This is a genomic window from Dietzia sp. Alg238-R159 (assembly GCF_900537145.1).
In the GTDB taxonomy this organism is placed as follows: domain Bacteria; phylum Actinomycetota; class Actinomycetes; order Mycobacteriales; family Mycobacteriaceae; genus Dietzia; species Dietzia kunjamensis.
Map to the genome: position 1 here is coordinate 105,349 of NZ_UNRI01000001.1, position 14,332 is coordinate 119,680.

The 14,332-nt window shown below is 71.4% G+C and carries 12 protein-coding genes; 2 read left to right on the forward strand and 10 right to left on the reverse strand.

Annotation, left to right across the window (positions count from 1 at the left end; all coding sequences use genetic code 11):
* Window positions 1-208: 208 nt before the first annotated feature.
* From G6R20_RS00490 to G6R20_RS00505, 4 genes are all read right to left on the reverse strand, one after another.
* Window positions 209-1,486, reverse strand: a complete 1,278-nt coding sequence (locus tag G6R20_RS00490; protein WP_163375272.1) for a globin domain-containing protein — start codon at window positions 1,484-1,486, stop codon at window positions 209-211.
* 115 nt (window positions 1,487-1,601) lie between these two features.
* Entirely contained in the window at window positions 1,602-2,066 is a 465-nt protein-coding gene (locus G6R20_RS00495) for an Rrf2 family transcriptional regulator (RefSeq protein ID WP_163375274.1), read from the reverse strand.
* Window positions 2,067-2,189: 123 nt separating this feature from the next.
* Window positions 2,190-4,001 (reverse strand): NTP transferase domain-containing protein, encoded by a 1,812-nt coding sequence (locus G6R20_RS00500; RefSeq protein ID WP_067714994.1) that lies wholly within the window; start codon window positions 3,999-4,001, stop codon window positions 2,190-2,192.
* Window positions 3,998-4,585, reverse strand: a complete 588-nt coding sequence (locus G6R20_RS00505; RefSeq protein ID WP_172812124.1) for a TetR/AcrR family transcriptional regulator — start codon at window positions 4,583-4,585, stop codon at window positions 3,998-4,000. The genes G6R20_RS00500 and G6R20_RS00505 overlap by 4 nt, the downstream gene beginning before the upstream one ends.
* A gap of 85 nt (window positions 4,586-4,670) precedes the next feature.
* Between G6R20_RS00505 and G6R20_RS00510 the strand changes: the two genes are divergently transcribed.
* Window positions 4,671-6,308, forward strand: coding sequence for an MFS transporter (locus G6R20_RS00510; RefSeq protein WP_163375276.1), 1,638 nt, complete (start codon window positions 4,671-4,673; stop codon window positions 6,306-6,308).
* Here the strand turns inward: G6R20_RS00510 and G6R20_RS00515 are convergent.
* From G6R20_RS00515 to cysK, 5 genes are all read right to left on the reverse strand, one after another.
* Complete coding sequence (locus G6R20_RS00515) at window positions 6,286-6,606, reverse strand: rhodanese-like domain-containing protein (RefSeq protein WP_069390379.1); 321 nt, start codon at window positions 6,604-6,606, stop codon at window positions 6,286-6,288. The genes G6R20_RS00510 and G6R20_RS00515 overlap by 23 nt on opposite strands.
* 49 nt (window positions 6,607-6,655) lie before the next feature.
* Complete coding sequence (fdhD, locus tag G6R20_RS00520) at window positions 6,656-7,477, reverse strand: formate dehydrogenase accessory sulfurtransferase FdhD (protein WP_083249846.1); 822 nt, start codon at window positions 7,475-7,477, stop codon at window positions 6,656-6,658.
* On the reverse strand, window positions 7,425-8,747 hold the full coding sequence (locus G6R20_RS00525; RefSeq protein ID WP_163375278.1) for a glycosyltransferase 87 family protein: 1,323 nt from the start codon (window positions 8,745-8,747) through the stop codon (window positions 7,425-7,427). The genes fdhD and G6R20_RS00525 overlap by 53 nt, the downstream gene beginning before the upstream one ends.
* A gap of 92 nt (window positions 8,748-8,839) precedes the next feature.
* Complete coding sequence (gene epsC / locus G6R20_RS00530; protein WP_205475691.1) at window positions 8,840-9,448, reverse strand: serine O-acetyltransferase EpsC; 609 nt, start codon at window positions 9,446-9,448, stop codon at window positions 8,840-8,842.
* The gene (gene cysK, locus G6R20_RS00535) at window positions 9,448-10,383 is read right to left on the reverse strand and encodes a cysteine synthase A (RefSeq protein WP_163375280.1); all 936 of its coding nucleotides are present in this window, start codon (window positions 10,381-10,383) and stop codon (window positions 9,448-9,450) included. Before cysK ends, epsC begins: the two co-directional genes overlap by 1 nt.
* Before the next feature lie 174 nt (window positions 10,384-10,557).
* On the opposite strand from cysK, the gene G6R20_RS00540 reads away from it, so the two are divergent.
* Window positions 10,558-12,366, forward strand: coding sequence for a long-chain fatty acid--CoA ligase (locus tag G6R20_RS00540; protein ID WP_069390383.1), 1,809 nt, complete (start codon window positions 10,558-10,560; stop codon window positions 12,364-12,366).
* 61 nt (window positions 12,367-12,427) lie between these two features.
* Here the strand turns inward: G6R20_RS00540 and G6R20_RS00545 are convergent, their stop codons facing one another.
* The gene (locus G6R20_RS00545; protein ID WP_163375282.1) at window positions 12,428-14,218 is read right to left on the reverse strand and encodes a long-chain fatty acid--CoA ligase; all 1,791 of its coding nucleotides are present in this window, start codon (window positions 14,216-14,218) and stop codon (window positions 12,428-12,430) included.
* Window positions 14,219-14,332: the final 114 nt, after the last annotated feature.

Consider the following 14,332-nt stretch of genomic DNA (forward strand, 5'->3'; position numbering starts at 1 on the left):
GCTGCGTCGGATCTGTGTTTTGTCTCGCTGCGCCGGGCCAGTTCGAGGGGGAACCGCCCGGACCCCGAGTGTCTGCCAGATCGCGGCGAGTGTCCGCGAGTTCGTCCACACGCCCACGAGTTGTTACAGGTCAAATACACTCGGGCACGCGCCTTTCGGGGCTGCGCGTGGGCCCGGACGGAGGCCATCCGGGCCCACGCCGGCGGGACTACACCAGCCAGTCGTTCGGGGCGAACAACTCCGCGTGGAGCCGCTCGGCGGGCACGCCGGCCTCGAGGAACTGCGGGCGCAGTGACTGGAGGAAGCCGGTCGACCCGCAGAGGAAGACGTGCGCCCCCTCGGGGAGTTCGACCGTCGCCAGGTCCATGAATCCCGGGTGGACCGCGCCCGGGCCGGCGACGGTGTCCGCCCCCTGCTCGTACCAGGTGTGCACCTCGGCGTCGGCGAGCAGCGAGGACTCGCCCGCGACCTCCTCGGCGAGGACGTGGTCGGCCGGCGATCGGTCGGCGTGCAGGACGAGCACGCGACGGGTGTCCTCCGTCGCCGACAGGTGGGCGACCATCCCGAGCATCGGGGTGATGCCGATCCCGGCCGAGCAGAGGACCACGGGCGCGGCGTCCTGGTCGCGGCCGATCCCGGCGGCGTCCAGGACGAGGTCGCCGAACGGGAGGGTGACTTGGATCGTGGTGCCGACCTCGGCGTGGGCGTGCAGCCAGCCCGAGACCTCGCCGGCGGGGCAGCCGAGCCCGCCCCGGACCTCGGCGTCGACCCGGCGGACACCGATGCGCCACGTGCCCTCGCCCGGTGCCGTCGACAGGGAGTACTGACGCAGCTGGCGCGCGCCGTCGGGGAGGACCACGCCGACGGAGGTGTACTGGCCCGGGCGGAAGTCGGGCAGCGGCTCGCCGTCGGGACCACCGAGGGTGAACACGGCGACCGAATCCGTCACGTCCTCCCGGGCGATCACGGTGGCGATGCGGAAGACGTCCCCCGGTTCCACCTGCGCCTCGGCGTAGAGGGCCTTCTCGAAGTCCACCAGGACGGCGGCCATGATCCAGTAGACCTCGTCCCACGCCGCCGCGACCTCCGGGGTGATCGCCTCGCCCAGGACCTCCACGATCGCGCCGAAGAGGTGGTCGTGGACCACCTGGTACTGGTCGGGGGTGATGCCGAGGCTCGCGTGCTTGTGCCCAATCCGGGAGAGCATGTCGACCGGGCTCCGGCCGTCCACCAGCAGGGTGGCGAAGGTCGCGATCGACGCCGCGAGCGCGCGCTGTTGGGCGCCCAGCTTCTGGTTGCCGCGGTTGAAGGTGTCGCGGAGGAGCTCGGGGTTGTCGGCGAACATCGTCCGGTAGAAGACGGGCGTGATCTCGTCGATGTGGGCGCCGATGACCGGCAGGGTCGCGCGGATGACGGTGGCGTGTTCCTCGGACAGCTCGCGGGGGTGCGCGAGGATCGACTCCAGGGTGGTGAGCGACGTGGTCATGGGGGATCTCCTTCTCGGGGCGTGACGGGGTGGCCCGGGCACCGTGGGGGCCGGACTGCGGGGTGGGGGTGATGTGGGGTGGGGGGTGATGCGGGGTGGGGGGTGATGCGGGTGGTCAGGACCCCGGGCCGGGGTCCGGCCGTGGGGCGGTGGCGAGGCTGAGGGACACCTGCCGGGTGGGTGCCCGGACGATGCCCTCGACGGTGAGGGGGTCGAGGGCGGTGAAGAACGCCTCGCGAGCGTCGACGAGGGCTCGTCGCAGACCGCAGTTGCCCGCGAGCGGGCAGGGCGTCGGACCCTCGCACTGGACGACCTCGCCGGGGCCCTCCAGTTCGCGCAGCAATGACCCGACCGACTCGTGTCGGCCCGCCTCGGTGATGACGAGCCCCCCGCCCCGGCCGCGCCGGGACTCGGCGAGGCCCAGGTCGACGAGCCGGGAGACGAGCTTGGCCACGTGGGAGGTCGAGGCGTTCACCGACTCCGCGATCGCCGCGGCGGTCATGCGGTCGCCGCGCTCATCGGCGACGGCGAGGCGCATGAGAGCGCGGAGCGCGAGATCGGAGGACCGGGACAGCTGCACAACGCCGAGCGTGCCATATTGCGAGCTGGTCGGGCGCATTTGATGCCGGTGATCTCAAATACCTTCTGAACTGGTCATTTGGGGCCGCCCTCCGACCTGCGGGAACGCCCCGCCGCGGGCCGGTCAGATCCAGTCGATGATCTCCACGAGGTCGTCGGCCCCGGCGTCGGCGTCGGGGCCCCCGCCCTCGGGCACCACGGCCAGGGCGGGCGCGCCCGCCAGATCCGCCAGGTGCGCGGTGCGCACGCGGTCGGCAAGGTGCCAGCCGCCGGCGCCGTCCGGTCGGGCGGGCAGGATCCGCGAGCGGCCCGGGGTGGCCAGGTCGGCCAGTCCGTGGACGCGCCTCGAAACGGGTGTGCGCTGGCGGCCGGTGAGGGCGTCGACCAGCGCCCGGCCCGTGGTCGCCGCCGCGGACACCGCCGCCAGCGGGTTGCCGGGCAGCCCCAGCAGGATGCGCCCGTCGGCGAGGACGGCCACGAGTTGCGACCCTCCCGGGCGGACACGGACCCCGTCGAGGACGATCCGCGCGCCCGTGCGCGCCAGGGCCGGGCGGAGGAGATCGGCCACCCCGCGGCCGGTGGCCCCCACCAGCACCACCACGTCGCCGGTCGTCGCGTCGACGGAGCCGGAGCCGGCGTCGAGCAGCGCGTCGAGCGCGTCCGGGGTGTCCGCGCAGTGCCCGGGCGGGCCGACGCCGACGAACCCCGCCCGCGCCAGGACCCCGCCGAGCAGCGGGCCGACCGTGTCGCGGATCCGACCCGGCGGCAGCGGCGACGGCGTGTCGGCGGGCAGGACCTCGTCACCGGTGGTGACCAGCGTCGCGCGCACCGGCCCCCGGACCGGGACCCCCGTCACCCCCGCGGACAGGGCCGCGGACGCCAGTGCGGCGTCGAGCTCGACGCCCGCCGGGGCCAGTTCGTGACCGACCGGCCAGTCCTCGCCGACGGGGCGGAGGTCGTTCACCCCGTCGCCCCCCGGCAGGGCGGCGACCACCGGGGGGCCGGAGGGGGCCGGGGTCACCGTCACCAGTTCGTGCCGCAGTACGCGGTCGCAGTCGGCGGGGGCGAGGGCGCCGGTCGCGATGGGCACCGCGGTGCCGTGGGTCAGCCTCGCCGACGAACCGTCCCCGGCGCGGCGGGCGGTACCGGACAGTCGCCACGGGCCGGGCCCGGCCAGCGCGTAACCGTCCATCGCCGACACCGGCCCCCGCGGCATCGGGTCCTCGGCGACCAGCGGTGAGGTGAGTACCGCGCCGACGGCTGCCAGGGGCGGGCGCACGTCCGCCGGCAGCGGGGTCAGCCCGGCGCGCAGGACGGCCCCCACGTGTGGGAGCGCGACCGGTCCGTGTCCGGCCAGGTCGGCCCACGTGTCCACGTCGCGTGCGGGGTCGCCGACGGGGACGCGGACGACCTCCTCGTCGTCGTACAGGGCCCGTACCGGTCGCCCGCTCACGCCGCCGGAGGCCTCCAGGGCGGCCAGGCGCGCGGCGAGGGCGCGGCGGTCCCACACGGCGAGGAGATACTGGTCGTGCCCGGCGACGTCGACGGCGAGTGCCGCGCCGGGGGCGTGGGTGGTGGCGGCGGGCCGGAGCGCGGCGAGGAGGGCGCGGAGGGTGGCGGCGTCGAGGTCCGGCAGGTCACAGGCGACGACGACGACGAGGTCGACCGACGGCGGGAGCGCCCGCAGTCCCGCGGCGATCCCGGCGACGGGTCCCGAGTGGGGCGGATCCTCGCGGGTGTCGCCCCCGGGGCCCACGGTGCGGACGGGGCCCGCCACCGCCCGGGCGGCGCCGAGCACCGCCTCGACCATCGGCCGACCCGCCACCGCCAGTCGCGCCTTGTCGACCCCGCCGAGGCGACTCGCGCGACCCCCGGTGAGGACGATCGCGCCGACGGCGACCGCGGTAGCACTGTCCGAGGTGCCGCCGTCCGTCATCCGGCGTCCTCGGCCAGGCGGCCGCGGAGGAAGTCGTCGACGAGTCGCTCCACGTCCTGATCGGTGTACGGGCGCAGGCCGATCATCCGGGCCAGGACGACGGGGCCGGCCAGCTGCGCCACGGCCAGATCGCGGTCGCCGGGGATGAGGGCTCCGGATTCCTCCGCATCGGAGAGGACGGCGTGCAGAGGCTCGGTATAGGACTCGACCACGCTGCGGCGGAGCCTGCCCACCTCGTCGTCGTCACCGGCGTCGCGGCCCATCGCCAGCCACCCCAACATCGACTGCTGGAGCGGCGCGTCCTGGATGAGCTGCGTCATCGAGGCGGCCAGGTGCACGAGCTGCTCCCGGACGGGCAGGTCGGCCGGGGGGCGTGTCGGGGTGGGCAGCAGTCGCCGGAACGCCGCGGCGATGAGCGAGTCCGTCGACGGGAAGTTGCGGTACAGGGTGGTGCGGGCGACCCCCGACAGCCGGGTCACCGCGTCGACGGTCACGGCCGCCGCGCCGCCGGACAGCAACAGCGACGCCGCCGCGTCGAGCAACTTGCCCTGCGAGCGGGCGCGCCGCGGATCCGGGGTCGACATGGCCTCCATTGTGGCCTGTCCGGTGCGCTAGGGTGGGCGCACCATGCGATACCGACGGTATCGTTTCCGTGGAGCGGAGGCAGATATGTTGGAGATGAGTGCGGGTCGGCGGCGGTGGCTGCTGGTCGTCAACCTCGTGGCCGTGTCCCTGGTGGTGGCCACGATGTCCGCCCTGTACACGTCCCTGCCGGACATCGCCGTGGACATCGGTGCCACCCAGGCCGAGCTGACGTGGATCGTCGACTCCTACACGCTGGCACTGGCGGCGCTCGTCCTCACCGCCGGTGCGCTGGGGGACCGCTTCGGCCGCCGGGCCACGCTCATCGTGGGCCTGGCGCTGTTCACCGTCTCCTCGGCGCTGCCCCTGTGGTTGGACTCGCCGCTGTGGGTGATCATGCTCCGTGCGGTGGCCGGTGTCGGCGCCGCCTTCGTCATGCCCTCCACGTTGTCCCTGCTCACGGCAAGCTTCCCGCCGGATCGCCGGGGTGCGGCCGTGGGCATGTGGGCCGGCTTCGCCGGGGTCGGCGGCATCATCGGCCTGCTCGGATCCGGGCTCATGCTCAAGGTGTGGACCTGGAAGGCGATCTTCGGCGTGTACGCCGTCATCGGCCTGGTCGTCCTGGTCGCCGCCTTCACCATCGGCGAGTCCGTGGCCTCCCGCGTCGGCAGGCCGGACGTCTTCGGGGCGGTCTTCTCCGCCCTCGCGGTGGGCGGGGTGGTCTTCGGACTCATCGAGGGCGCGCACACCAGCTACTCCGAGCCGCTGGTGATCGTGGCGCTCCTCGTTGCGGCGGTGAGCGTCGTGGCCTTCGTCCTGGTCGAGCTGTGCGTCGCGGACCCCCTGCTCGACGTGCGTTACTTCCGCCGACGCGGGTTCACCACCGGCTCGGTGTCGGTGGCGCTGCAGTTCCTCACCATCTTCGGGTTCTTCCTGCTCATCGTGCAGTTCCTCCAGCTGGTCAAGGACTACGACGCCCTGTCCGCCTCGCTGGCCCTGGCTCCGATGGTCGTGCCGGTCATGGTCTTCTCGCTGCTGTCCCCGCGCATCACCGCGGCCGTGGGGCTGCGGGCGGTGTCCGTGGTGGGCGTGGGGGCCATCGCGGCCGGGATGGTCTTCCTCTCCCGGCTGTCCGTGGACTCCGGGTACTGGGACATCCTCTGGCCCATGCTCGTCTCGAGTATCGGGCTCGGGCTGTCGACGGCACCGGCGACGTCGGCGATCGTCTCGGACGTCCCGTCCGACGAGCAGGGCGTGGCCGCCGCCGTCAACGACGCGATGCGTGAGGTCGGCGCCGCGATCGGCATCGCGCTGTCGGGCAGCATCCTGGCCGGGCGCTACGCCGCGGGGATCGTCGACGTCCTGCCCGGCGTCCCCGAGGCCGGCCGGCAGGCGGTCGAAAGTTCCTTCGCCGGCGCCCGCGAATTCGGCGCCGCGGCCGGGCCGGCGGGGCAGGCCGTCGTCGACGCGGCCGTCGGGATCTTCGCGGACGGCATCTCGTCGGCGCTCCTCACCCTGGGGATGGTGGCCGCGGGCGCGGCGGTCCTGCTGTTGTTCGTCGCGCCCGGTCGCGGGTACGTCGCCCTCGGGGACACCGACACCGACACTGACGCCCCCGGCGACCCCGACCCCGGCGCCGATCCCGCCCCGGTCGGCGCGGCCGGTGGAACGAGTGGCTACCCGGTGGCCGGATCGCAGGGGGTCACGACGCGTCCGGACCGGTGACCACGGGTCGTCCGCTCGCGGCCCAGGCCCTGGTCCCTCCGTCGACGCTGACGGCCGGAATGCCCCGGGCCTCCAGCGCCCGGCAGGCGGACTTGCTGCGATTGCCGGACGCGCAGATCACGAAGACGGTGGTCCCCTCGGGCGCGACATCCGGGGCGGAAGCGACGTCGCCCAGGGGGATCAGGCGCGCGCCGGGGACGTGGCCCGCGATGTACTCGTGGGGCTCGCGGACATCGATGAGCGGGGCGCCCTCCTGGTGGTGGGAGGCGAAGGTGTCTATGTCAGTCGTGGAAACCATGCCTGAAAGATACGCTGGGGGGTATCTAGTTCGCCAGGGTTGGGGTGAGTCAATCGCGGATGCGTTCGGGGTGGGTGTAGATGGTGGCGCGGTCGACCCGGCTGAAGGCGGCCAGGGTCACGCCGGTTCCCGCGGCGAGGTCCACCGCCAGCGATGACGGCGCGCTCACCGCGGACAGGAGCGAGATCCCCGCCATCGACGCCTTCTGCACGAGCTCGAACGAGGCCCGGCCGGAGACCTGCAGGATGGCCCCGCGCAGCGGCAATCGCCCCTCGCGCAACGCCCAGCCGACCACCTTGTCCACCGCGTTGTGTCGCCCCACGTCCTCACGCAGGCACAGCAGTTCGCCGGTGGGGGAGAACAGCCCCGCCGCGTGGACGCCCCCCGTCTTGTCGAAGACCCGCTGGTGCTCGCGGAGCCGGTCGGGCAGGGACAGCAGGACCGCGGGATCGATGAGCGGCTCCGCCGGCTCGGCCGGGAAGTGGGTCGAGCGCCGGACCTCGTCGATCGAGTCAACGCCGCACACGCCGCAGGCGCTGCTCATGGTGGACGCCCGCGCGGAGCGGGGCTCCGGGATGTCCGGTGACAGGGTCACGGTGAGGGTGTTGTAGTCCTGTTCCGTCCGGCCACTGACGGTGGTGCAGTAGCAGATCTCGGGCAGGTGCTCGCGGTTCCAGACGGCGCCCTCGGAGACCAGGTGGCCCGCCGCCAGGTCCATGTCGTCGCCCGGCGTCCGCATGGTCACGACGAACGGCTGGCCGCCGACCCTGATCTCGAGTGGTTCCTCGACGGCGAGCGTCGCCACCTCTCGCCTGACGTCACCCGCGGCGAGAATCCTGCGCGCCGGGTGACGAGTCGTCCGCCGTCCCATAGTCGCGCAGCCTAGCGCCGTCCGGGCCGGCGCGTAGGAGCAGGAGGGCGGCGAGCCCCACCGCGGCCAACCAGGTCAGCGGGTAGGCGTTGGTGATCACGGTGTAGATGACCGGCGGGATGTCGCCGCCGAGCATGAACAGGCCCATCGCCACCCAGCGGTCGTCCGGGAAGTTCGGGTCGGGGAAGCTCTGCACCCAGTTCGCGGTGGCCGCCCAGAGCAGCGCCGGCAGCAGCCAGAGATACCAGCGCCGGGCGGCGATCGCGTAGTGCACGGTCAGCACGAGTAGCGGGACAAACCACACCCAGTGGTGGCCCCAGGAGAACGGCGAGACCATGGTCATCGTCAGTCCGGCCAACGTCAGGGCGAGGAGCTGGTGCCCGGCGCGATGGGCCAGCGCGGCGACGCCCAGGCCGACGGCCGCCACCACCGCGGCCCCGAGCAGCCACGCCCAGGTGGGCGCCATCTCCGTGCCGGCGAGACGGGCCATGGCACCCCGCAGGGACTGGTTGGCCAACATGGCGTCGTGCCCGATCCGCTGGGATTCGAACAGGGTCCCCGACCAGTAGTCCGCGGCGTCGCGGGGGATCAGCACGAAGCCGAGGGCGACGGTGCCTGCGAACGCCGCCCCGGAGACGACCGCCATGCGCCAGCGTCCGGTGAGGACCCAGTGCGCCCAGAAGAACGCCGGGGTGAGTTTGATGCCCGCGGCCAGACCCGAACCGATCCCCGCCCACCGGCGGCCCGACCTCCAGGCGAGGTGATCGGCCAGCACCGCCACCAGCAGCACGATGTTGATCTGGCCCAACCACGCGGTGGTCCGCACCGGCTCGGTGGACAGGGCGATCAGCGCGAGACTCAGCGAGACCTGGGCGGTGACCCGGTCCGGGCGGTAGTCCAGTGCGCGCAGGCACATCCGGACCGCGAGGTAGAGCAGAGCGAGGGTCAGCGCGAGCCACGCCGCCTCCATGAGCCGCGGGGTCACCAGGTCCAGAGGGGTGAACAGCAGTGCGGAGAACGGCGGGTAGGTGAACGGCATCTCCGGGTAGAAGCGCCCGGAGTCGTCACCCGTCAGCAGTCCGTCGTACAACGGGATCGAGTTCAGGACGGCGCTGCCGCCCCAGCGGTAGACGTTGACGTCGAGGAAGTTCCCGGTGATGCCCCACCACGGGGTCCGCTCGTCGGGCGCCCGCAGGACCATGACGACCGAGGCGAGGGCCAGCAGCGCCAGCGGGGCGCGCAGCCAGTAGGTGGTGGGAAGCGTCCGCACAGCCGGAGAGCCTAGTCCGTCAACGAGAAGACCGTTCCGCACGCCGTCACTCGGGCGATGCGTGCGGAACGGTCTTCTCGATGGGATCCGCCTCAGATGTAGATGGCCGGATCGATGTAGAACTGCGCGTCGCGCAGTTCCTCCTTGGTGGACCTGGCAGGCCGTGCCTCGCCCGGGATGCCCACGACGATCGAGTCGGCGGGGGCGCTCTTGACGACGACGGCGTTGGCGCCGACCGAGGAGTCGTCGCCGATCTCGACGGGACCCAGGATCTTCGCGCCGGCGCCCACGGTCACACGGTCGCCGAGCGTGGGATGACGCTTGGTCTGCTTAAGCGAGACCCCGCCCAGGGTGACGCTGTGGTAGAGCATGCAGTCGTCGCCGATCTCCGCTGTCTCACCGATGACGACGCCCATCCCGTGGTCGATGAAGAACCGTCGGCCGATGGTGGCGCCGGGATGGATCTCGATCCCCGTGAGGAACCGTGAGAACTGGGACAGGACGCGCCCGGCGGTCCGACCGAACCCCCCCGCGTTCCAGAGTCGGTGGGACAGGCGGTGGATCCAGATCGCATGCAGGCCGGAGTAGACGACGGCGTTCTCGACGTCACCGCGGGCGGCCGGGTCGTGGGCGCGCGCCGCGGCGAGGTCCTCGCGCAGGGTGCGCCAGAACCCCACCGGGCGGTCGGAGATTCCCGACATCAGTCGCGGTAGTCCTCGAACAGCATCGTGGAGACGTAGCGCTCGCCGTAGTCGCACACGATGACGACGATGGTCTTGCCCGCGTTCTCGGGACGCTTCGCGAGCTCGAGCGCGGCCCACACGTTGGCACCGGACGAGATACCGGCGAGGATGCCCTCCTCCTTGCCGAGACGCTTGGCGATCTCCAGCGAATCCTCGAGGGTTACATCGACGACCTCGTCGTAGATCTCACGGTTCAGGATCTCGGGCACGAAGTTGGCGCCCAGGCCCTGGATCTTGTGCGGACCGGCCTTGCCCTCGGTCAGCAGCGGGGAGTCCTTGGGCTCCACGGCCACGATCTGGATGTCGGACTTCTGCTCGCGCAGGTAGCCGCCGGCGCCGGAGATGGTGCCACCGGTGCCGATGCCGGCCACGAAGACGTCGACCTCCCCGGCCGTGTCCTCCCAGACCTCCGGGCCGGTGGTGCGGCGATGGACGTCCGGGTTCGCGGGGTTGGCGAACTGCCGGGCCAGGACCGCGTTCTCGCGGGTCGCCGCGACCTCCTCGGCCTTGGCGACCGCGCCCTTCATCCCCTCGGAGCCGGGGGTGAGGATGAGCTCGGCGCCGTAGGCGCGCATGACGGCACGGCGCTCGACCGACATGGTGTCGGGCATGACGATCACGGCCTTGAATCCACGGGCCGCGGCGACCATGGACAGCGCGATACCGGTGTTGCCCGAGGTGCCCTCGACGATGGTGCCACCCGGCTTGAGGCCGCCCGACGCCACCGCGTCGTCGATGATGGCGGCGCCGATGCGGTCCTTGACGCTGGCGGCCGGGTTCGCGGACTCGAGCTTGGCCAGGACGGTGGCCTGCAGTCCCTCGGTCAGGGAGTTGAGGCGGACCAGCGGGGTCTTGCCGATGGTCTCGCTGATGTCGGAGTAGATCTGCGCCATGTGGGGGTTCCGTTCTGAAGAATGAACAGGTCTGTCTATCCGTGAGTGTACGTGATGGGACGACAGGGCACGAGGGTGTGGCCAGGGAATGGTCCCCTGATTGCCACGAGCGCCCGGCGGGCCGATAATCGACTGCGCTCCATTTTCATCGTCGCCCGAAAGGCCGCCTCCGGCATGCGCGAGATCACCGTCCCCGCCCAGCGAAACTTCATACGTTCCGACCTGATCCCGGTGGTGGCGCGAGGGCGCGCCGCCACGGCGCCGCGGGCGGTCCCGTTCGACCATCACGTCGACGGCCGGTGGCGATCCGTCTCCAACGCCGAACTCGTCGAGCGCGTGGACAGGATCGCGGCCGGACTCATCGCGGCCGGCGTCGAGCCCGGGGACAGGGTGGCGCTCATGGCCGGAACCCGCCTCGAATGGGTGCTGGTCGATCTCGCCGTCTGGACCGCCGGAGCCATCACCGTGCCGATCTACCCGTCATCCTCGGCGGGGCAACTCGAATGGATTCTCGCCGACTCCGCGGCGAAGGTTCTCGTGGCCGAGAACGATGAACACGTCGTCGTCGTCGGAGACACGACCGTCCCCGACACCTGCACCCGGATCCTCTACCTCGACGACGGCGGGCTCGAGGCCCTCGAGGCCGACGGCGAGTCCGTCGAGGCCGAGACCCTGGACGCCGCGGTGGCCACTCTCGAGCTCGACACCCCCGCCTCGATCATCTACACCTCCGGCACCACCGGACGGCCCAAAGGTTGCGTGATCACCCACCGCAACCTCCTGTCGGAGTGTCACGCGCTGCTCGACCACCCCATCGGGTCGATGGCGCAGCAGGGCAAGAAGGTCCTGATGTTCCTGCCACTGGCCCACGTGCTCGCCCGCGCCGTGACCTACACGGTCTACCTCGGTGACGCGACCGTCGGCTTCTGGGACGACACCTCCACCATCCTCCCGCGCTTCGCCGATTTCCGGCCGCACATGATTCTCGGGGTCCCCCGCGTCTTCGAGAAGGTGCGCGACGGGATCGCCACGAAGGCCGCCGCCAAGGGCGCGGTGCAGAGGGGGATCTTCGAGCGCGCCGAAGCGGTCGCCATCGAGGACAGCCGTCTGCGCGGCAACGACGGACTGGACGACGCGCGCCGGCCCTCGCTCCTGCACGCCGCCCGGTACAAGGCGCTCGACCTGCTCGTCTACAAGGCCATCCGCGAGGCGCTCGGCGGCCGGTGCGAGTACGCCATCTCCGGCGGCGGCGCCCTGCCCGACCGCATCTCGCACTTCTTCCGCGGAGTCGGCGTGCCCGTCTACGAGGGCTACGGGCTCACCGAGAGCACCGCCGCCGCCACCGTGAACGGTCCCGGCTGCCAGCGCATCGGCACCGTCGGGCGACCCGTGGCCGGGACGAGCGTCCGGATCGCCGACAGCGGTGAGGTGGAACTGGCCGGCGAGCTGATCTTCGACCGCTACTGGAACAACGAGGAGGCCACCGCCGAGGCCGTCCGCGACGGCTGGTTCGCCACCGGTGACCTCGGTTCGCTCGACGCGGACGGATACCTGACGATCACCGGTCGCGCCAAGGAGATCATCGTCACCGCCGGCGGCAAGAACGTCTCGCCGGGGCAGATCGAGGACGCGATCCGGGCGCATCGACTCGTCGGCCACGCGGTCCTCATCGGTGAGGCCCGTAAGTTCGTCTCCGCGCTGATCACGGTGGATGAGGTCGAGCTCGAGAACTGGGCGGCGGAGAACGATCGCAGCGGCCGGCCGGTCGAGGACCTGGTCACCGACCCCGCGCTGCGCGCCGAGATCCAGGCCGCCGTGGACGATGCCAATCGGCAGGTCTCACACGCCGAGGGCGTCAAGAAGTTCGTCGTACTGCCCCGCGACTTCACTGAGGACTCGGGCGAGTTGACGGCGACCCTCAAGGTCAAGCGGCACGTGGTCGAGCAGCACTACGCCGAGCAGATCGAGGGCATGTACGTCTGATCGGGCGGATGTGGGAGCGCCCGGAACCCGTCCGGGCCCGGGCGCTCCCACGATCGGCGGATTAGGCGCCGGTGTACAGCGACTCGATCTCGCTGTCGAACCGGTCGTGCACGACGTTGCGCTTGAGCTTGAGGGTGGGAGTGAGTTCGCCGGACTCGACGGAGAACTCGGCCGCGAGGATCTTGAACTTGCGGATGGATTCCGCGCGGGAGACCGACTTGTTGGCCCGGTCCACCGCGTCCTGGACCGCGCCGACCAGGTCGCCGTCCTGCAGCAGGTCCGAGACCTCGCCGGTCTTGCCGTGTCTGTCCCGCCACGCCGGGAACGTCTCCGGGTCGATCGTGACGAGCGCCGCGATGTAGCTGCGGTTGTCGCCCACCACGACGGCCTGGCTGATCAGCGGGTCGGAGGTGAGCAGGTCCTCGAGCTGTGACGGCGAGACGTTCTTCCCGCCGGCGGTGACGATGAGGTCCTTCTTGCGACCCGTGATGGACAGGTAGCCGTCGGAGTCGAGCTCGCCGATGTCACCGGTGTGGTACCACTCGCCGGTCCACGCGGCCTCGCTCGCCTCCGGGTTTCGCCAGTAGCCCTTGAACAGTGTCTTGGCCTTGGCCAGGACCTCGCCGTCCTCGGCGATGCGGATTGTGACGCCCGGGATCGGCGTGCCGACGGTGCCGATCTTGGCCCGGTTGGTCGGGTTGACGGTGAGGACGCCCGAGGACTCGGTCAGGCCGTAGCCCTCGAGCAGGTCGAACCCGGCGCCGCGGAAGAAATGGCCCAGGCGGGCGCCCAGCGGCCCACCGCCCGAGATGATGCGGTCGCATTCGCCGCCCAGTGCGTCGTGCAGCTTCGAGTAGACGAGCTTCGAGTAGAGCTTCTGCTTGACCTTCAGCGCGGCCGACGGCCGGCCGCCGTTCTCGAGGGCCTTGGAGTAGTCGATGGCCGTCTGGACGGCGGCCTTGAAGATCTTGGCCTTCGCGCCACCGGCGTTCTCTGCCTTTGCCGCGGCGGAGTTGTAGACCTTCTCCAGCACGCGCGGCACCGACACCAGGAAGGTGGGGTGGATCTCGCCGAGGCGCTCCATGACCTTGGTGGTGTCCGGCTCGTGCGCCACGGCCACGCGCTTGTAGAAGCAGGCCACCTCCAGGATGCGGGCGAGGACGTGGGCCAGCGGCAGGAAGATCAGGGTGCGGCTGTTGGGTACGAACGCGTCCTGGAGCTGCTCCTCCACGGCCACCACGACGCCGCCGAACCCGCCGTGCAGGATTTCGCAGCCCTTGGGTTTGCCGGTCGTGCCGGAGGTGTAGACGATCGCGCAGGGGTCCTCGTGGCCCATCGCCAGCGAGGCCTGCTCGAGCTCCTCGTCGGAGACGGCCGCGCCGGCCTCGGTGAGCTGGGCGACGAGATCGTTCTCGATGACGAGGATGTCGCCCTGCCACTCGGTCTCCGCGGCGAGCACCCCACGCAGGTCGAGGTCCTCGACCACCGCGACGGTCGCCCCGGAGTCCGTGAGGATCCAGTTGCACTGGGCCGACGACGAGGTCTCGTAGATCGGCACCGTCACCGCGCCGACGGACCAGGCCGCCCAGGCGATCAGCGACCACTCGTAGCGGGTGTGGCTCATGATCGCGAGGCGGTCCCCCGGCTTGACGCCGCGGGCGATGAGGCCCTTGGCCACGCCCTTGACCTCCTCCAGGTACTGGGCGCAGGTGACCTCTTTCCAGTCGCTACCGACGCGGCGCAGCACTGCGACGTCGTTCGGGGCCTCCTCCGCGTTCTTGAACACCAGTCTGGCCAGGTTCGGAACGGGGAAGGGCTTCGAGGCGGGAGGGGTGGCGAACTCGGTCGTCATCGCGATCCTTAGGTCATGTGTGGCCTGTATCACTGTCAAGTGTAGAGGGTTGCTCGCCATCCGTGTTCATCACGGTCTGTTTAGATCCGTTTATGAGGGGCGCGTCAGGTTCGT